This is a genomic window from Streptomyces sp. NPDC087906 (assembly GCF_055584925.1).
In genome coordinates this window covers 256,397-273,955 of the sequence record NZ_JBVJLC010000008.1, presented here as the reverse complement: position 1 = coordinate 273,955, position 17,559 = coordinate 256,397, and the positions used below count along the sequence as shown (strand labels likewise).

Annotated in this window: 15 protein-coding genes; 7 read left to right on the top strand and 8 right to left on the bottom strand. The window is 71.2% G+C overall.

Going from position 1 to position 17,559, the window contains the following annotated elements; translation table 11 throughout:
- Positions 1–23: 23 nt before the first annotated feature.
- From glxA to ACZ63I_RS24370, 4 genes are all read right to left on the bottom strand, one after another.
- Entirely contained in the window at positions 24–1,991 is a 1,968-nt protein-coding gene (glxA, locus tag ACZ63I_RS24385; RefSeq protein ID WP_469341104.1) for a radical copper oxidase GlxA, read from the bottom strand.
- Positions 1,992–1,994: 3 nt separating this feature from the next.
- Entirely contained in the window at positions 1,995–3,776 is a 1,782-nt protein-coding gene (locus ACZ63I_RS24380) for a glycosyltransferase family 2 protein (protein WP_469341103.1), read from the bottom strand.
- A gap of 73 nt (positions 3,777–3,849) precedes the next feature.
- A complete protein-coding gene (locus ACZ63I_RS24375; RefSeq protein WP_469341102.1) occupies positions 3,850–4,146 on the bottom strand; it encodes an MTH1187 family thiamine-binding protein in 297 nt (98 codons plus the stop codon).
- The gene (locus ACZ63I_RS24370) at positions 4,143–4,487 is read right to left on the bottom strand and encodes a DUF3817 domain-containing protein (RefSeq protein WP_469341101.1); all 345 of its coding nucleotides are present in this window, start codon (positions 4,485–4,487) and stop codon (positions 4,143–4,145) included. The genes ACZ63I_RS24375 and ACZ63I_RS24370 overlap by 4 nt, the downstream gene beginning before the upstream one ends.
- Positions 4,488–4,654: 167 nt before the next feature.
- Between ACZ63I_RS24370 and ACZ63I_RS24365 the strand changes: the two genes are divergently transcribed.
- The 4 genes from ACZ63I_RS24365 (at position 4,655) to ACZ63I_RS24350 (ending at position 7,295) form a co-directional block, all read left to right on the top strand.
- A complete protein-coding gene (locus tag ACZ63I_RS24365) occupies positions 4,655–5,293 on the top strand; it encodes an AIM24 family protein (protein WP_469341100.1) in 639 nt (212 codons plus the stop codon).
- Positions 5,293–5,943 (top strand): AIM24 family protein, encoded by a 651-nt coding sequence (locus ACZ63I_RS24360; protein ID WP_469341099.1) that lies wholly within the window; start codon positions 5,293–5,295, stop codon positions 5,941–5,943. Before ACZ63I_RS24365 ends, ACZ63I_RS24360 begins: the two co-directional genes overlap by 1 nt.
- Before the next feature lie 23 nt (positions 5,944–5,966).
- Positions 5,967–6,722 carry an AIM24 family protein gene (locus ACZ63I_RS24355; RefSeq protein WP_469341131.1) on the top strand — a complete coding sequence of 252 codons (756 nt, stop codon included), beginning with the start codon at positions 5,967–5,969 and terminating at the stop codon, positions 6,720–6,722.
- A 96-nt stretch (positions 6,723–6,818) separates the two neighbouring features.
- Positions 6,819–7,295, top strand: coding sequence for a MarR family winged helix-turn-helix transcriptional regulator (locus ACZ63I_RS24350; protein WP_469341098.1), 477 nt, complete (start codon positions 6,819–6,821; stop codon positions 7,293–7,295).
- 2 nt (positions 7,296–7,297) lie between these two features.
- Here the strand turns inward: ACZ63I_RS24350 and ACZ63I_RS24345 are convergent, their stop codons facing one another.
- Complete coding sequence (locus ACZ63I_RS24345) at positions 7,298–8,764, bottom strand: sensor histidine kinase (RefSeq protein WP_469341130.1); 1,467 nt, start codon at positions 8,762–8,764, stop codon at positions 7,298–7,300.
- Between the two features lie 92 nt (positions 8,765–8,856).
- Positions 8,857–9,519 carry a response regulator transcription factor gene (locus ACZ63I_RS24340; protein ID WP_041984265.1) on the bottom strand — a complete coding sequence of 221 codons (663 nt, stop codon included), beginning with the start codon at positions 9,517–9,519 and terminating at the stop codon, positions 8,857–8,859.
- Positions 9,520–9,630: 111 nt separating this feature from the next.
- Here ACZ63I_RS24340 and ACZ63I_RS24335 point away from each other — a divergent pair, with 111 nt between their 5' ends.
- A complete protein-coding gene (locus tag ACZ63I_RS24335; RefSeq protein ID WP_469341097.1) occupies positions 9,631–10,272 on the top strand; it encodes a PepSY domain-containing protein in 642 nt (213 codons plus the stop codon).
- 645 nt (positions 10,273–10,917) lie between these two features.
- Here the strand turns inward: ACZ63I_RS24335 and meaB are convergent.
- Positions 10,918–11,874, bottom strand: a complete 957-nt coding sequence (meaB, locus tag ACZ63I_RS24330) for a methylmalonyl Co-A mutase-associated GTPase MeaB (protein ID WP_469341096.1) — start codon at positions 11,872–11,874, stop codon at positions 10,918–10,920.
- Positions 11,875–11,906: 32 nt separating this feature from the next.
- Positions 11,907–13,106: an acetyl-CoA C-acetyltransferase gene (locus tag ACZ63I_RS24325; RefSeq protein WP_469341095.1), complete on the bottom strand. Its 1,200-nt coding sequence runs from the start codon at positions 13,104–13,106 to the stop codon at positions 11,907–11,909.
- Positions 13,107–13,250: 144 nt separating this feature from the next.
- Between ACZ63I_RS24325 and mce the strand changes: the two genes are divergently transcribed.
- Positions 13,251–13,679 (top strand): methylmalonyl-CoA epimerase, encoded by a 429-nt coding sequence (gene mce, locus ACZ63I_RS24320; protein WP_328583551.1) that lies wholly within the window; start codon positions 13,251–13,253, stop codon positions 13,677–13,679.
- A 158-nt stretch (positions 13,680–13,837) separates the two neighbouring features.
- Positions 13,838–17,554, top strand: coding sequence for a polarized growth protein Scy (gene scy, locus ACZ63I_RS24315; RefSeq protein WP_469341094.1), 3,717 nt, complete (start codon positions 13,838–13,840; stop codon positions 17,552–17,554).
- Positions 17,555–17,559 lie beyond the last annotated feature (5 nt).

The following is a 17,559-nucleotide window of genomic DNA, read 5'->3' as shown; positions in this document are numbered from 1 at the left end:
ACTCCCCGCGCCGGGCCCGCGTCTCAGCCCGTCACCTGGATCCACTTGGCCACCGACGACACCCCGTCCGCGTCGGTGACGAACAGCATGTACCAGCCGGGCGGCACCAGCGTGCGGTCCTTCGGCACGTCGACCGTCACCGAGTCCCGCTGCCGGGTGAGGTCCAGCGCGATCGACCGCTGCTCCACGTCCGTGGTGTGGGTGACCGCGCTCGGCCGCATCAGCCGCGCCTTGACGATCGCGCCCGGATCGGCCGTCCTGAACCGGGCCCTGCCCTGCTGGTCGGTCTGCCGGGGCCCCTCCCCCAGCACCGGGCGCCGCGCCGCCCTGCCGCCCTGGAGGCTCGGCGGGGTGTAGATCTCCACCCGCTGCTCGAACGTGCCGAGCTTGGTGTTGTCCGCGTCGTCGAAGAGCGGGTCCGAGCCGAACGTCACCACCCGGCCGTCCGGCAGCAGCAGCGCCTCGGAGTGGTAGTTGCGCCCCACGGTCGGATCGGCCGCCGGCCGGAACGCGTTGGTCTTCGCGTCGAAGAACTGCGCCTTGTGGATGTCGCTGGCGCTGCGGCCCCGGTAGTTGGACGAACCGCCGGTGGTGAAGACCGAGTCGTCCGGCATCAGCACGCTGCTGAGGTAGCGGGTGCCCTGCGGCAGCCTCGGCCCCTCCTGGAACGCGGGGTTGTCCTTCTTCAGGTCCACGATGCCGGTCCTGGGCGTCGCCTTGGACGACTCCCCGACCCCGCCGCCGCCGAGCACCATCACCTTCTGGTCCTGCACCGGCGGCAGCAGCACCGAAGCCGACGTCTCCGTCTGGTCGATGTCCGTGAGCCCGTTGACCCGGGTGAAGGTGTTGGTGCCGAGGTCCCACAGCCCCGGCTGGCGGCCCTTCTCGGCAGGTCCGTAACCGGCGTTGGAGCCGGAGTAGAACAACTTGCCGCCCTTGGTGAGGAAGAGCGCCGGGTACGTCGGGAAGTAGCGCGACGGCCCCTTGCTCCAGGTCTTGGCGGCCGGGTCGTAGATCTCGTTGTCACCGGTCTGTACGACACCGACGTCGTCCAGGCCCGAGACCGCGAGCACCCGCCCGTCGTCCAGGCCGACCAGCGTCGGGTACCAGCGGGCCTTCTTCATCGGGTCGACGGGGATGTACCGCTCGGCCGTCGGGTCGAACTCGTAGGCCTCCTTGATGCCTTGGAAGTCCTGCTTCTCGGTGGTGAGCTTCTGCGCGAGCCCGTAGAGGTTGTCGGCGTCCTTGCCGCGCAGCCCCTCGATCTCGTACTGGGCCGCCTCGGTCGTCAGCGCCTGCGGGCCCTTCTCCGCGGCCTCCACGAACACCCGGGCCTCACCGGCGGTGATCTTCGTCTTCCACGGCAGCATCCGGCCGCCCTTGGCGTAACTGACCTTGAACTCCCGTTTGGCCTTGGGCACGGTGACGGGGAACTTGCTGACGTACTCGACACCGGACGGCGAGCGGAAGCGGGTGCCCTTCTTGAAGGTGACGGCCTTGTCGGGGCTCTCGTTCTTGACCCGCATACCGCCGCCGGCCCGCTTGACGGTGCCGTCCAGCACCTCGTAGCGCGCCGTGCCGCCCGCCACCAGCAGCTTCCCGTCCGGGAGTTGGCTGTGGCCGCCGCAGAAGAAGTCCACCGGCGTGGGGATCTTCTTGAAGGTGTTGTCCGCCGGGTTCCACAGGACGGTGTCGAAGGAACCCGCGTCGAACTTCTTCTGGTTGTTGCCGGAGCCCGCGATGATCAGCACCTTGCCGGTGTGCAGCAGCGCCGCGTGGATCGCGTTGACCCGGTACTCGCGCGGAACGTCGAGCAGGCTCCAGGAGCCGTAGCGCGCCTTGTACTCCGGCTGCGCGATCTTGTACGCGTGGTACTTGTCGCCGGCGAAGGAGACAGCGGCGGGGGCGTTGAGGCCGGCGAGAACCACCAGCGCGCCACCGCCGATCAGTGTCTTCTTGAGCTTTTTCGACGGCCGGTACCGGTAGGCCATGGCTCAGTTCCCTCCTGTCGTCGTCGTGGCGAACGCCGGTCGCGGCTCTCCGCCCGGGTCCGTGGCCATGTCGGTGTCCTGCGGGCCCGCGGCGGGCGCGGGGGCCCGGCCGGCGAGCCGGTCCTGCCTGCTCGTCCAGAGCCAGATCGCGACCGGGGCGAGCGAGATGACCAGTGCCAGTACCGCCCAGGTGCGCATCGCGGCATGGGTGTGGCCGAGGAAGACCGACGCGATCAGCGAGCTGACCAGCACACCGGCCCAGAAGAGGTGCAGCCGGAAGGTCATCAGCCGGTCGGGACTGGCCTCGCCGCCCTTGGGGGTGACCACGAAGCGGCCCCGGGTGCGCAGCAGCGCCGAGCCGAACGACTGGAGGTAGATCGGCGCCGACAGGGCCGACATCGCCATGCCGGCGAGCCCGCCCGACCCCTCCGGCTCGTGGGGCGAGACGTTGTGCCGCCGGTTCCACAGGTAGAGGCCGACCTGGAGGGCCGCCGCGTCGCTGTAGAGCATCAGCCAGACCTCGGACGACACCTGCGTGCCGGAGGCGCCCAGCCACAGGAACAGGACGGAGCTGAGGATGCCGAGGAACCAGTTGACGGCCGTCATCGGGTAGTAGACGAGCATCAGCGTGTAGCTGAGCAGCCGGCCCGGCGGCACCCGGAACGGCGCTTTCCAGTACTGCTTGATCAGGGTCTCGAACGTGCCGCGCGACCAGCGCAGTTGCTGGGTGAAGAAGTCGGTCCAGGACGCCGGGCCCTCGCCGACGGCGAGCACGTCGGGGGTGTAGACGGAGCGCCAGAACCGGCCGGTGAGCGGGTTCCTGGTGCGGTGCAGCTCGAAGCCGGTGGCCATGTCCTCGGTGATGGAGTCGTAGAGCCCGCCGACCTGCTTGAGCGCCTTGATCCGTACGACGTTGTTGGTGCCGACGAACATCGGCGCGTGGTAGCGGTTGCCCGCGCGCTGGATCAGGGCGTGGAAGAGGAACTGCTGCGACTCGGCGGCCTTGGTGACGGGCGAGTCGTAGTTCCCGTACACCTGCGGTCCGACGACGAAGGCGACGTCCGGGTCGCGGAAGTAACCGAGCATCCGCTCAAGGAAGTTCGGCAGCGGCACGTGGTCGGTGTCGACGGAGGCGAAGTAGTCGTACGCGTCGCCGTGCATCGCGAGCCACGCGTTGTAGTTGCCGTGTTTGGTACGGGCCTTGTGCACGCCCTTCGCGCGGTTCCACTCGGGGACGCCGTTGCGGGTGAAGTGCCGTACGCCCAGCTCGGCGCAGAGCGCGCGGGCGGCCTCGTCGTCGCCCTCGTCGAGGAGCCAGACGTCGAGCGGTCCGCAGTGCCGCAGCCGGACCGCGCCTTCGAGGGTGGCCCGCACCATGGCGAGCGGTTCCTTGCCCGGCACGTACGTGGTGAGGAAGGCGACGCGGGTGCCGACCTCGGCGGGGACGGGGACGGGGTCCCTGGCGACCATCGTGGCGTGCGCGATCGAGGCGACGTTGACCAGCATGAAGAAGGCGATGGCGCCGATCGACACCAGCATCACGTGGTCGAAGGCGATCAGCCAGCGGTCGCCGCCGACCCGCTCGACGCGGTGGCTCGGCCAGACCAGGTAGACCAGCAGCACGCCGGAGAGCAGCGGCGCGAGCGTCATCAGCAGGACGGCTCGTATTCGGTGCGGTTCCTGTGCGAGCAGACTCCGGTACTGCACCCGGTAGGCGGCGGCCGGGTCGGGTTCGTCGAGCGGGCCGGCGAGGCAGCTATGAAGGTCGTACTCGTACTCGGACATATCACCCACACAAGGGGACGTTCCCTGGCGTGTCGACCGCTGTCGTCCGAGTGAGGCGCTTTACGTCCGGCGGTTACTTCGTACGGAGGTGTCGCTCCACCGTCTCGACCTTCGACGTGAGGCCGTCGGTGACGCCCGGCCTGATGTCGGCCTTGAGGACGAGCGAGACGCGCGGGGCTTTGGCCTCGACGGCGGCGACGGCGCGCTTCACGACGTCCATCACCTCGTCCCACTCCCCCTCGATGGAGGTGAACATGGCGTCGGTGCGGTTGGGCAGCCCCGACTCGCGGACCACGCGCACGGCGTCGGCGACGTACTCGCCGACGTCCTCGCCGGCACCGAGCGGGGAGACGGAAAAGGCGACGATCATGCGTTCACCGTACCCTCGCGGCGGGCGCGCGCGGCGATGACCGCGTCGGCGGAGGCGTGCTTCAGCTTGCGCTCGGCGAAGAAACCGCCGGTCGGCAGCACGGACAGCACCAGAAAGAACAGGGCCTTCCCGCGTGTCCATGTGGTGACCCGCAGGGCGTCCAGCCAGAAGAGCACGTACAGGACGAAGAGCACCCCGTGGATCATGCCCATGGCCGGGACCGCGTTGAAGTCGGTGGTGCGCTTGAGCACCGAGCAGACGAGCAGCAGCAGGAACGACACGGCCTCGGGCGCCGAGACCAGCCGGAGGCGGTGGAGGGCGGATGCGGTCTTGATGTCCACGGGTCAGGCACCTTCGTCAGGGGGTGGTGAGCTGGCGAGCGGGATCTTGTGAATGGATGCACAAGCCCCGCCTCATTGTGTCAGCCGGACCTCCCCCGACGGGTGCCAGGGTCGGGTCGTGACATCAGGCCCTGTTCGCCGCGCCCCGGGCCCGTTACCTTCGTCCCGTGGCTCAGTTCCGACTCCAAGGCAGCAAGATGCTCGCGGTCGATATGACCGGCGACGCGGTAAAGGCGAAGAACGGCTCGATGGTCGCCTATGACGGCCGGATGGCGTTCAAGAAGCTGTCCGGCGGCGGTGAGGGTCTGCGGGGCATGGTGACCCGCCGGCTGACCGGCGAACAGATGACGGTGATGGAGGTGAGCGGCCAGGGCACCTGCTGGTTCGCGGACCGGGCGAGCGAGATCAATCTCGTCTCGCTCCACGGCGACAAGCTCTTCGTCGAGGCGAGCAATCTGCTCTGCACCGACGCGGGGCTGCGGACGGGCACGACCTTCACCGGGCTGCGCGGCGGCGCGAGCGGCAACGGTCTGTTCACCACGACCGTCGAGGGGATGGGCCAGGCGGCGATCATGTCGGACGGCCCGGCCGTGGTGCTCCGGGTGACCGGGCAGTACCCGCTGATGGTCGACCCCGGCGCGTACATCGCCCACCAGGGCAACCTCCAGCAGAACTTCCAGTCCGGGGTCAACTTCCGCACGCTCATGGGCGAGGGTTCCGGCGAGTCCTTCCAGATCCGCTTCGAGGGCGACGGGCTCGTCTACGTACAGCCCAGCGAGCGGAACACGATCGGGGGTGACGTCTGATGCCGTTCCGTGAGATCAACTCGAAGATGGTCGAGGCGACCGTCATGCCGGGGCAGCAGATGTTCAGCCAGCGCGGCGCGATGATCGCCTACCGCGGGGACGTCAGCTTCACCCCCAACATCCAGGGCGGCCAGGGCGGTGTGATGTCGATGATCGGCCGCCGGGTCGCCAACGAGGCCACCCCGCTGATGACCGTCGAGGGCAACGGCACGGTGATGTTCGGCCACGGCGGCCACCACATCCAGGTGATCGGCCTGACCGGCGACACCCTGTACGTGGAGGCCGACCGGCTGCTGGCGTTCGACGGGACGCTCCAGCAGGGCACGATGTTCATGGGCTCGCAGGGCGGGGTCATGGGGATGGTGCGCGGCCAGGTGACCGGACAGGGGCTGTTCACCACGACGCTCAAGGGCCATGGCTCGGTGGCCGTGATGGCGCACGGCGGGGTGATCGAGGTGCCCATCTCGCCGGGGCGCGAGGTCCATGTGGACCCGCAGGCGTACGTCGCGCACCACGGCGACGTACGGAACAAGCTCTCCACCGCGCTCGGCTGGCGCGACATGGTGGGGCGCGGCTCGGGCGAGGCGTTCCAGCTCGAACTGAGCGGCAGCGGTGCGGTGTACGTCCAGGCGTCGGAGGAGAAGCTGTGACCGGCCCGGTGATCTTCGATCCGATGACGCTGCCGAGCGACGACAACGTCAACAACTACACCTTCTGCGTGGAGCTCAAGGGGAGCCAGTGGTTCCTGCAGAAGGGCAAGATGATCGCCTACTACGGGCGGATCGAGTTCAACGGCATCGGCCACGGCAGGTTCCAGGGGCTGGTGCGCACCAGCTTCCACTCGCCGCTGCACGCGGCGGACTGGGTGGTGGCGGAGGGCAGCGGCAAGATGCTGCTGGCCGACCGGGCGTTCGACGTGAACTCGTACGACCTGGACGACGGCAACCTGACGATCCGGTCGGGGAATCTGCTGGCCTACCAGCCCACGCTGGCGCTCAAGCAGTCGATCGTGCCGGGCTTCCTCACGCTGATCGGCACCGGGAAGTTCGTCGCGGCCTCCAACGGGCCGGTGGTCTTCATGGAGCCGCCGCTCAAGGTGGACCCGCAGGCGCTGGTCGGCTGGGCCGACTGCCCGTCCCCCTGCCACCACTACGACCACGGCTACATGACGGGTCTGATGGGCGGGCTGCGCGCCATGACGGGGATCGGCGGGGCCTCCGGCGAGGAGCACCAGTTCGAATTCGTCGGGGCCGGTACGGTGCTGCTCCAGTCCACCGAGATCCTGATGGCCGAGCGGGTGACGGGCACGGTGCCCAACGAACCCGGCGTGCCGGGCGGCGGGGGCGGCCAGCGGCCGGGCCAGCAGCCGCCGGGCGGGCAGCGGCTGCCGGGCCAGCTCGGGGATCTGCAGCGTCGCTTCGGCCTGTAGGGGTAGACGGTCGGTGAGGGTGGGCGCCGCGCACCGGGTGCGCGGCGTCACATCGACACTTTGTACAGAATTCAACATCTTAGGTAGAATCCTGATATGGAGACCGAGACTGCCACTCACTGGCTGAGCGACGCGGAGCAGTGCGCCTGGCGCACCCACCTGGATGTCAACAGGCTGCTGACGCACCAGTTGGAGAAAGACCTACAGCCCTTCGGCCTGACCATGAACGACTACGAGATCCTGGTGAACCTCTCGGAGTCCGAGGAACGCCGGATGCGGATGAGCGACCTCGCCGCCGCGACCCTCCAGTCCAAGAGCCGGCTGTCCCACCAGGTCACCCGGATGGAGACGGCGGGGCTGGTCAAGCGCGAGCACTGCGAGTCCGACCGGCGCGGGCTGTTCGCCGTCCTCACGGATCTGGGCATGGAGACGATGCAGCGGGTCTCGCCGCACCATGTCGAGTCCGTGCGCAAGCACTTCATCGACCTGCTGTCGCCCGAGGCCCTCGCCGAACTGCGCAAGGCACTCGGCCCTGTGGCGGAGCATCTGCACGGCCACCGCGGCAAGCTCTGAGGTCAGCGGGCCGCCGGCAGCCGCAGTTCGAACAGCGCGCCGCCGCCCGGCCGCTGCCCGACCGTGAGCGAGCCGCCGTGCCGCAGCGCGACATCGCGGGCGATGGCGAGGCCGAGTCCGGCGCCGCCGTCGTCCCGGCCGCGCGCCTCGTCGAGCCGTACGAACCGCTCGAAGATCCGCTGCCGCTCGGCCTCCGGCACCCCGGCGCCGTCGTCCCCGACCGCGAGCACCACATCGCCGGCCTCCAGCCGTACCCGTACGGCCACCTCGGTCTTGGTGTGCCGCTGGGCGTTGTCCAGCAGATTGCCCAGCACCCGGGCCAACTGGCCGCGTGAGCCGCTGACTTCAAGGCCGGCCGCCGCGTCGACCGTCACCGGGACCCGGTCCGCCGCCCGCTGGGCGACCTCCTCGGCCACCAGCGCGCCCAGCTCGACCCGGGACTCCCCCGGCCGCTCCCCCGCGTCCAGCCGGGCCAGCAGCAGCAGATCCGCGGCCAGTTGCTGGAGCCGTACGGTGTCGAGGACGGCGCCCGGCACGTCCAGCAACTGCGGATGGGCCGAGCCGACCTCCAACTGGGTGCGCAGCGAGGCGATCGGGCTGCGCAGTTCGTGCGAGGCGTCGGCGACGAAGCGGCGCTGCCGCTCGACGGATGCCTCCAGCGCGGTCAGGGTCTCGTTGGTGGTACGGGCGAGCCGGGCCACCTCGTCCCGCCTGCCGGGCTCGGGCACCCGGCGCGACAGGTCCTCGGACGCGGTGATGGCGGCCATCTCCCGGCGGATGCCTTCGACGGGGGCGAGCGCCCTGCGGGTCACCAGCCACGTCACACCGCCGACGATCAGCAGCAGCGCGGGCAGTCCCACCAGCATGGCGGTGGTGGCGGTGTTGAGGGCGCTCTGCCGGGCGGCGAGCGAAGAGCCCACCCGCAGCAGGACTTTGGCGTTGTTCCGGTCGGTCACCTCGATGGTGACGAAGCGGTAGTCGGCGGTGTGCCCGTCGACGGTGGCGCGGCCCGAGGTGTGCGAGATGACGTCGCCGACACTGCCGAGCCCGGCCGGATCGTCGTCGCTGCCGCCGTGGTCGTCACCGCTCGGATCGTCGTCACCGCCGCTGTCGTCACCCGCGTCGTGGCTCGGGCCGTCGTCGCTGCCGCCGCCCTTGCCCTTGCCACTCCCTTTGCCCTTGCCGCCGTCGTCATGGAAGGCGGCCGGTGTCTTGAGCGCGGAAGAGGCGGGAGCGGGCTTGACGGCGGCGAGCCCTGTTCCGCTGACGGCTTCCAAGTCCTTGCTGGCGGCGAGCAGTTGGCCGCTCCTGGTGGACACCTGCACCGGATGGTCCTCCCCGTCGGGAAGCTCAAGCCGGGTGTACGGCACCGGATTTGGCACCTGGGCGATGACGTCGACCGCGATGTCCCTGGCCGCCGAGTCGGCCTGCTGGTCCGCCTGTCCCGTGAGGTTCGAGCGCAGCGACATCAGGACGGCTATCCCGGCGGCCACCAGGGCGATCGCCACCACCACCGTGGCACCGAGCGACGTACGGGCCCGCACGGACCCGAAGGGCCGCCTCACGAGGCGACCAGCCGGTAGCCGGCGCCGCGTACCGTCTGGATGGCGCCGGCGCCTATCTTGCGCCGCAGGGTGCTGATGTAGACCTCGATGATGTTCGGGTCGCCGTCGTAGGCGAAGTCCCAGACGTGCTCCAGGATCTGCGGCTTGCCGACCACCTCGCCCGGCCGGACGGCGAGTTGTTCCAGCACGGCGAACTCCTTCGCGGTCAGCGCCACTTCGACATCGTCGCGGAAGACCCGGCGGGCGGCGGTGTCGACGCTGAGGCGGCCGATCCGCAGCACGGGCGAGGCACCCGCCGAACCCCGCCTGCGCAGCAGGGCCTTGACCCGCGCGACGAGCACCACGTACGAGAAGGGCTTGGTCAGATAGTCGTCGGCGCCCGTGTCGAGCCCCTCGGCCTCGTCGTACTCGCCGTCCTTCGCCGTGAGCATCAGGATCGGTACGTCGTTGCCGGCGGCGCGCAGCGCGGCGCAGACCCGGTAGCCGTTCATGCCGGGCAGCATGATGTCGAGCACGACCAGGTCGTACACGCCCTCGCCGGCCCGGTACAGCCCTTCGAGCCCGTCGTGGACGACGTCCACGGCGAACCCCTCGGCCGTCAGTCCCTTGGCCAGCGAGACCGCGAGCCTCTTCTCGTCCTCGACGATCAGCAACCGCATGCGCCCAGCTTCCCAAACTGAACCTGAAGATCTCTTCAGGTGGCTTCAGGCTGCCTTCAGCTTGCCTCAGCGAAGTTGATGTCACACGGACAACGACTCGGGAGGCACCACATGAAGCGCAACATCACCATCGCGGCCGTCACGGCGGCGGTACTGATCGGGGGCGGCACCTACACGGCGGTCGCCATGGGCAGCGACGACGGCCGGGTGTCCCCGACGCCGAGCGCCACGGCGACGGCCCGCCCGGACGCGTCGCCTGACGCGTCGCCGGACGACAACCCGCACGTCTCGCCGACGTCGACGCCGGCGGCAAGGACCGACGCCCGGCGGGCCGAGGCGGCGGCGCTGAAGATCGTGCCGGGAACGGTGACGTCCGTCGAACGCGACAGCAGCTACTGGGAGGTGGAGATCCGGGGCACGGACGGCGTGGAGCGCGAGGTGCACGTGGACCTGACGACGGGCAGGGCAACGCTGGACCGCGACCACCGGGGCGGCGCCACGCACACCACCAAGCGCCCAGCCACGCCCCCCAGCCCGGACGACAACCCGCACCACAGCGCCGCGCCGGCCCCGCGGCCGACGACTGACGACCACGGCGGCCGCGGCGGCCGCGGCGGTTCCGACGACGGCCCGGGGCACGACGCGGGCGACGACCACGGTGGCCGCGGTGGCCGCGGCGGTTCCGACGACGGCCCGGGGCACGACGACGGCGACGACCACGGCGGCAGCCGGCACGGCGGCGACGACGACTGATCAGTGGTTGCGGTCCGCTTGTCGGCTGCCGGGTCCCGGGGCCTCCGGAGGGGGGTGTCCGGACTGCTCGATCGCTAGAACTCCTACGCTTTACGTCCGGACACCCCCCTCCTGCGACCCCGGCCCCCTCCCGTCGGTGAGTCCCACCTCAGCGCCCGCATAGGCGCTGCATGTGGGTGCGTGCGGGCCGGAGGCCGCGTCCCTGGCGCGGGCGCCCGGTCACTTTCCCCCGGTGGCCGGGCACAAGTGTCCCGGGCGGCGGGGCTGAAGGGGGTCGTGCAGGGGTGGTGTCCGGAGCGTAAAGCGTGATTTGCGGCGCATGTCCGGGTGCACCGCGTGTGGGACGAGTACGCGCCGTAAATCGTGCAGCGCAGGACACGACCCCGGAACGACCCCCGGCGACAACCGCAACCACGACCCGCAACCACAAACCGCGCCGGACGGCGACACCGCAGCGCAGGACACGACCCCGGAACGACCCCCGGCGACAACCCCAACCAAGACCGGCCACCCCGACCGCGCCGGACGGCGACACCGCCCCCGGCGACCACCGCAACCAAGGCCCGCAACCCCGAACCGCGCCGGACGGCGACACCGCCCCCGGCGACCACCGCAACCAAGGCCCGCAACCCCGCCGGACGGCGACTACGTGCCCGTGATGCCCGCCACCAGTTCGTCCGCCGCCGTGTACGGGTCCAGCTCGCCCGCCACGATCCGTTCCGCCAGCGCGTCGAGGCGGTGGTCGCCGTGCAGGTCGCCGATGCGTTCGCGCAGCGCGGTGACCGCGATCGTCTCGACCTCCCGCGCCGCCCTCGCGGCCCTGCGGGCGTTCAGGACGCCGTGCTCCTCCATCCAGGCGCGGTGCTTCTCCAGCGCCTCGACCACCTCGTCCATGCCCTCGCCGCGCGCCGCGACCGTCTTGACGATCGGGGGGCGCCAGTCGCCGGGGGCTCTGGTCTCGCCCAGGCCCAGCATGTGGTTCAGCTCGCGGGCCGTCGCGTCGGCGCCGTCGCGGTCCGCCTTGTTGACCACGTACACGTCGCCGATCTCCAGGATCCCGGCCTTGGCCGCCTGGATCCCGTCGCCCATGCCGGGGGCGAGCAGCACCACCGACGTGTCGGCCTGGGAGGCGATCTCGACCTCCGACTGGCCGACGCCGACGGTCTCGACCAGGATCACGTCGAAACCGGCCGCGTCGAGCACCCTGATCGCCTGCGGCGCCGCCCAGGCGAGGCCGCCGAGGTGGCCGCGGGTCGCCATGGAGCGGATGTAGACGCCGGGGTCCGACGCGTGCTCGGACATCCGCACCCTGTCGCCGAGGAGCGCGCCGCCGGAGAAGGGCGACGACGGGTCGACGGCGAGCACGGCGACGCGTTTGCCCGCCGCCCGGTACGCGGAGACCAGCGCGGTCGTGGACGTGGACTTGCCGACGCCCGGCGATCCGGTCAGCCCGACGACGTACGCGTTGCCCGCGAGCGGGGCCAGCGCCGCCATCACCTCACGCAACTGCGGGGACGCCCCCTCGACCAGCGAGATCAGCCGGGCGACGGCGCGCGGCCGGCCCTCGCGGGCCTGCGTCACCAGCTCGGGGACGTCCTGCATCACAGCTCCGTTCGTTTCGTACGCGCCTCAAACTACTTGGCCACCCGGAGGATCAGCGCGTCCCCCTGCCCGCCGCCGCCGCACAGCGCCGCCGCGCCCACGCCGCCGCCGCGCCGCTTCAGCTCCAGCGCGAGGTGCAGGACGAGCCGGGCGCCGGACATGCCGATCGGGTGGCCGAGGGCGATCGCACCGCCGTTCACGTTCACCTTTTCCGGGGACACCCCGAGGTCCTTCATCGACTGCACGGCGACGGCGGCGAACGCCTCGTTGATCTCGACCAGGTCGAGGTCGGCCACCTCCGCGCCCTCCTTCTTCAGCGCGTGCAGGATCGCGTTGGACGGCTGCGACTGGAGCGAGTTGTCGGGTCCCGCCACATTGCCGTGCGCGCCGATCTCGGCGAGCCACTCCAGGCCCAGCTCCTGCGCCTTGGCCTTGCTCATGACGACGACGGCCGCGGCGCCGTCGGAGATCTGCGACGCCGTGCCCGCCGTGATCGTGCCGTCCTTGGCGAAGGCGGGGCGCAGCTTGCCCAGCGTCTCGACGGTGGTGTCGGCGCGGATGCCCTCGTCCTGCGCGAAGACCACCGGGTCGCCCTTGCGCTGCGGGATCTCGACGGGGACGATCTCGGCCTCGAAGACGCCGTTCTTCTGGGCGGCGGCGGCCCGCTGGTGGGAGAGCGCGCCGAACTCGTCCTGCGCGGGGCGCCCGATGCCGAGGCGGGTGTTGTGCTTCTCGGTCGAGGCGCCCATCGCGATGTCCTCGAAGGAGTCGGTCAGGCCGTCGTACGCCATGGAGTCGAGCATTTCGATCGCGCCGTACTTGTAGCCCTCGCGGGACTTGGGCAGCAGGTGGGGCGCGTTGGTCATGGACTCCTGGCCGCCGGCCACGACGATGTCGAACTCGCCGGCCCTGATGAGCTGGTCGGCGAGGGCGATGGCGTCGAGCCCGGAGAGGCAGACCTTGTTGACGGTCAGCGCGGGGACGGACATCGGGATGCCCGCCTTGACGGCGGCCTGGCGGGCCGGGATCTGCCCTGTCCCGGCCTGCAGCACCTGCCCCATGATCACGTACTGCACCTGGTCACCGCTGATCCCGGCCCGCTCCAGCGCGGCCTTGATCGCGAAGCCGCCGAGGTCGGCGCCGGAGAAGGACTTGAGCGAGCCGAGCAGGCGCCCCATGGGGGTACGGGCGCCGGCGACGATGACTGAAGTGGTGGTGTTCGTATCCGACATGAGACGCGATCCCCTTTGCCTGAGCTTGAGGAGTGAACGAGGGTTAACCACCAGGGTACTGACCGGTAGGCAGCGGGGTCACCAGCCGGTGAGTGTGACGGCGCGCACCTTGCGTAACCGCGGCGGTACCGCTGCACTGGTTCCATGCTGACGCGAATCGATCACATCGGGATCGCCTGTTACGACCTCGAAGCGACTGTCGAGTTCTACCGGTCGACGTACGGCTTCGAGGTCTTCCATACGGAGACCAACGAGGAGCAGGGCGTGAAGGAGGCCATGCTCAAGATCAACGAGACGTCCGACGGCGGCGCTTCGTACCTTCAGCTCCTGGAACCGATCAGGGAGGATTCCGCCGTCGGCAAATGGCTGGCCAAGAACGGCGAGGGGGTGCACCATCTCGCGTTCGGCACCGAGGACGTCGACAGTGACTCCCAGGCCATCCGTGACAAGGGCGTACGCGTCCTCTACGACCAGCCGCGTACCGGCACGATGGGCTCCCGCATCACCTTTCTCCACCCCAAGGACTGCCACGGCGTACTCACAGAACTGGTCACCTCGGTCCCGGAGCACTGACCCCGGGCATTCCCGGCCCGGTAGAGTGGCGGCTCCGGGCCGGGACCGGGTCGGGGCCGCACGTGTGCCGATGATCTGACACCATTCCCCGGGGGGCCGCTCGCCGCGAGCGGTACTCGTTGGGAGAGTTGCGACCAGGGGACGGATGGGACCGCGCAGTGCGGGGCTACGAACGCCAGGAGAGCCACCGAGCTGAAGACGACCACCTCTCGCGGTTCGAAGCCGAGATGGACCGGCTGAAGACCGCACGAGAGAAGGCCGTCCAGCACGCCGAGGACCTCGGGTACCAGGTCGAGGTGTTGCGCGCCAAGCTCCACGAGGCACGCCGCAACCTTGCTTCCCGTCCCTCGTACGACAATGCCGACCTGGGCTACCAGGCCGAGCAACTGCTCCGTAACGCCCAGATCCAGGCCGACCAGCTCCGGGTGGACGCCGAGCGTGAGCTGCGTGACGCCCGTGCGCAGACCCAGCGCATCCTCCAGGAGCACGCCGAGCACCAGGCGCGGCTCCAGGCCGAGTTGCACGCCGAGGCGGTCCAGCGCAGGCAGCGGCTCGACCAGGAGCTGGCCGACCGCAGGCAGACCGTCGAGTCGCACGTCAACGAGAACGTCGCGTGGGCCGAGCAGCTCAGGGCCCGTACCGAGGCCCAGGCCCGCCGGCTCATGGAGGAGTCGCGCGCCGAGGCGGAGCAGTCGCTGGCCGCGGCCCGCGCCGAGGCGGCCCGGGTCACCGAGGAGGCCAGGCGCAGGCTCGGCGCCGACGCGGAGGCCGCGCGCGGTGAAGCGGAAGCGATTTTGCTGCGCGCCCGCAGGGACGCGGAGCGGCTGCTGACCGCCGCATCGAACCAGGCGCAGGAAGCCACCGCCCACGCCGAGCAGCTCCGTACGACCACGACGCAGGAGTCCGACACCGCGCGCCAGCAGGCCGGCGACCTCAGCCGGGCGGCCGAGGCGCGGATGCAGGAGGCCGAGGAGCGGCTGCGCGAGGCGCGCGCCGAGGCCGAGAAGGTCGTCACGGAGGCCAAGGAGACAGCCGTCAAGCGGCTGGCCGGGGCCGAGTCGCAGAACGAGCAGCGCACCCGTACGGCCAAGTCGGAGATCGCCCGGCTGGTCGGCGAGGCCACGAAGGAAGCGGAAGCCACCAAGGCGGAGGCGGAGCAGGCGCTCGCCGACGCCCGCGCCGAGGCGGAGAAGCTGGTCGCCGAGGCGGCGGAGAAGGCCCGCTCCGTGGCCGCCGAGGACTCGGCGGCGCAGCTCGCGAAGGCCGCCCGTACCGCCGAGGAAGTCCTGAACAAGGCGTCGGCCGACGCGAAGGCCACCACGACGTCGGCGGCCGAGGAGGCCGACCGGATCCGCCGTGAGGCCGAGGCCGAGGCGGACCGGCTGCGCGGCGAGGCCGCCGAGCAGGCCGACCAGCTCAAGGGCGCGGCCAAGGACGACACCAAGGAGTACCGCGCCAAGACCGTCGAGTTGCAGGAGGAGGCGCGCAGGCTGCGCGGCGAGGCCGAGTCGCTGCGCGCCGAGGCCGTCGCCGAGGGCGAGCGGATCCGCGGCGAGGCCCGCAGGGAAGCGGTCCAGCAGATCGAGGAGGCGGCCAGGTCCGCCGAGGAGCTGCTGACCAAGGCCAAGGCGGACGCCGACGAGGCGCGGTCGAACGCGACGACGGAGAGCGAGCGGGTACGCACCGAGGCCATCGAGCGGGCGACGACGCTGCGCCGGCAGGCCGAGGAGACCCTGGAGCGCACCCGGGCCGAGGCGGAGCGGCTGCGCGCCGAGGGCGAGGAGCAGGCCGAGGCGACGAAGTCCGCGGCCGAGCAGGCGGCGGCCGAGCTGCGTGCGGAGAACGAACGCGGCATAGACGCCCGCAAGGCGGAGGCGGCCGGCGAGCTGACCCGGCTGCACACCGACGCCGAGCAGCGGCTGGCGTCCGCCGAAGAGGCGCTCACCGACGCCCGCGCGGAGAGCGAGCGGATCCGCCGGGAGGCCGGCGAGGAGATCGAGCGGCTGCGCGCGGAGGCGGCGGAGCGGATCCGTACGCTCCAGGCGCAGGCCGAGCAGGAGGCCGAGCGGCTGCGTACGGAAGCGGCGTCCGACGCCGCCGAGTCCCGCGCCGAGGCCGAGAACGCCGCCGTACGGCTGCGTACGGAAGCGGCGACGGAGGCCGAGCGGCTCAAGTCGGAGGCGCAGGAGAGCGCCGACCGGCTCAGGAGCGAGGCGGGCGCGGCGGCGGAGCGCGTCGGCACCGAGGCGGCCGAGGCGCTGTCGGCGGCCCAGGAGGAGGCGGCCAGGCGCCGCCGCGAGGCCGAGGAGCTGCTGGCAGGGGCGCGCGGCGAGGCGGAGCAGGAGCGCGAGCGGGCCCGCGAGCAGAGCGAGGAGCTGCTGGCATCGGCCCGCAAGCGGGTCGAGGAGGCGCAGACCGAGGCGCAGCGGCTGGTCGAGGAGGCCGACCGGCGCTCGACGGAGATGGTGTCGGCCGCCGAGCAGACCGCCCAGCAGGTACGGGACTCCGTGGCGGGTCTGCAGGACCAGGCCGAGCAGGAGATCGCCGGGCTGCGGTCGGCCGCCGAGCACGCGGCGGAGCGGACGAGGACCGAGGCGCAGGAAGAGGCCGACCGGGTCAGGGCGGACGCCTTCGCGGAGCGCGAGAGGGCGAGCGAGGACGCCGGCCGGGTGCGCGCCAGGGCCCAGGAGGAGTCGGACGCGGCGCGTGCGCTCGCCGAGCAGACCGTCGCCGAGGCGGCGGCCGAGGCGGACCGGCTTCGTGCCGAGACGGCCGAGTACGCGCAGCGGATGCGGACCGAGGCGTCGGACGCCCTCGCGGCGGCCGAGCGGGACGCGTCACGCGCCCGCGCCGAGGCCCGCGACGACGCCAACCGGATCCGCGGTGACGCGGCGACGCAGGCGGACCGGCTGATGGCCGAGGCGACGACGGAGTCGGAGCGGATGCGCGCCGAGGCGGCCGAGACGGTCGGCGCGGCGCAGCAGACGGCGGACCGGCTGCGCGCCGAGGCGCAGCAGTTCAAGGCCGACATAGAGGCGGCGGCCGAGCGGATCAGGAACGAGGCGCAGGAGGAGACGGACTGGCTCCTCGACGAGGCGCGCAAGGACGCGGCGAAGCGCCGCTCCGACGCGGCCGAGCAGGCGGACCAGCTCATGAACAAGGCCCAGGAGGAGGCGCTGCGCGCCGCCACCGAGGCCGAGGCGCTGGCGGACCGGCTGGTGGCGGCGGCGCGGGGCGAGGCGGAGCGGATCACGGCGGACGCGACGGTCGAGGGCAACACCCTCGTCGAGCGGGCCCGCGCCGACGCCGACGAACTCCTCGTAGGGGCCCGGCGGGACTCGACGGCCATCAGGCAGCGCACCGAGGAGTTGCGGGCGCGCAGCGAGGGCGAGATCGAGCAACTGCACGAGCGGGCGCGGCGGGAGACCTCGGAGCAGTTGCGGACGGCGGGTGAACGGGTCGACACTCTGATGCGCGCCGCCAACGAGCAGCGCGCCGAGGCCGAGCAGAAGGCCAAGGAGCTGATGGCCGGGGCCAATTCGGAGGCCAGCAAGGTCCGGATCGCCGCGGTGAAGAAGGCGGAGGGCCTCCTGAAGGAGGCCGAGCAGAAGAAGGCCGAATTGATTCGGGAGGCCGAGCAACTTCGTGCGGAAGCCGATCAGGAAGCCAAGCAGATGGTCAAGGACGGCAAGCGGGAGCTGGACGTGCTGGTGCGCAGGCGCGCGGACATCCAGACCGAGATCTCCCGTGTCCAGGACGTACTCGAAGCGTTGGAGTCATTTGAGGCACCCTCCGGTCCCACGAAGGACAACCCCGTCAAGGCGGGCGCAGCAGCGGGAACCACACGTTCGGGTAACAAGCCTGCGGACGACTAGCCACT

Excerpts from the sequence above, each read along its gene's own strand:
- ACZ63I_RS24360 (WP_469341099.1), top strand. The coding sequence starts at position 5,293 with ATGCCGTTCCGTGAGATCAACTCGAAGATGGTCGAGGCGACCGTCATG.
- ACZ63I_RS24325 (WP_469341095.1), bottom strand. The coding sequence starts at position 13,106 with ATGTCGGATACGAACACCACCACTTCAGTCATCGTCGCCGGCGCCCGT.
- ACZ63I_RS24340 (WP_041984265.1), bottom strand. The coding sequence starts at position 9,519 with ATGCGGTTGCTGATCGTCGAGGACGAGAAGAGGCTCGCGGTCTCGCTG.
- ACZ63I_RS24375 (WP_469341102.1), bottom strand. The coding sequence starts at position 4,146 with ATGATCGTCGCCTTTTCCGTCTCCCCGCTCGGTGCCGGCGAGGACGTC.
- mce (WP_328583551.1), top strand. The coding sequence starts at position 13,251 with ATGCTGACGCGAATCGATCACATCGGGATCGCCTGTTACGACCTCGAA.
- ACZ63I_RS24345 (WP_469341130.1), bottom strand. The coding sequence starts at position 8,764 with ATGTCGCTGCGCTCGAACCTCACGGGACAGGCGGACCAGCAGGCCGAC.
- ACZ63I_RS24380 (WP_469341103.1), bottom strand. The coding sequence starts at position 3,776 with ATGTCCGAGTACGAGTACGACCTTCATAGCTGCCTCGCCGGCCCGCTC.
- ACZ63I_RS24335 (WP_469341097.1), top strand. The coding sequence starts at position 9,631 with ATGAAGCGCAACATCACCATCGCGGCCGTCACGGCGGCGGTACTGATC.
- ACZ63I_RS24355 (WP_469341131.1), top strand. The coding sequence starts at position 5,967 with ATGACGCTGCCGAGCGACGACAACGTCAACAACTACACCTTCTGCGTG.
- meaB (WP_469341096.1), bottom strand. The coding sequence starts at position 11,874 with ATGCAGGACGTCCCCGAGCTGGTGACGCAGGCCCGCGAGGGCCGGCCG.
- glxA (WP_469341104.1), bottom strand. The coding sequence starts at position 1,991 with ATGGCCTACCGGTACCGGCCGTCGAAAAAGCTCAAGAAGACACTGATC.
- ACZ63I_RS24350 (WP_469341098.1), top strand. The coding sequence starts at position 6,819 with ATGGAGACCGAGACTGCCACTCACTGGCTGAGCGACGCGGAGCAGTGC.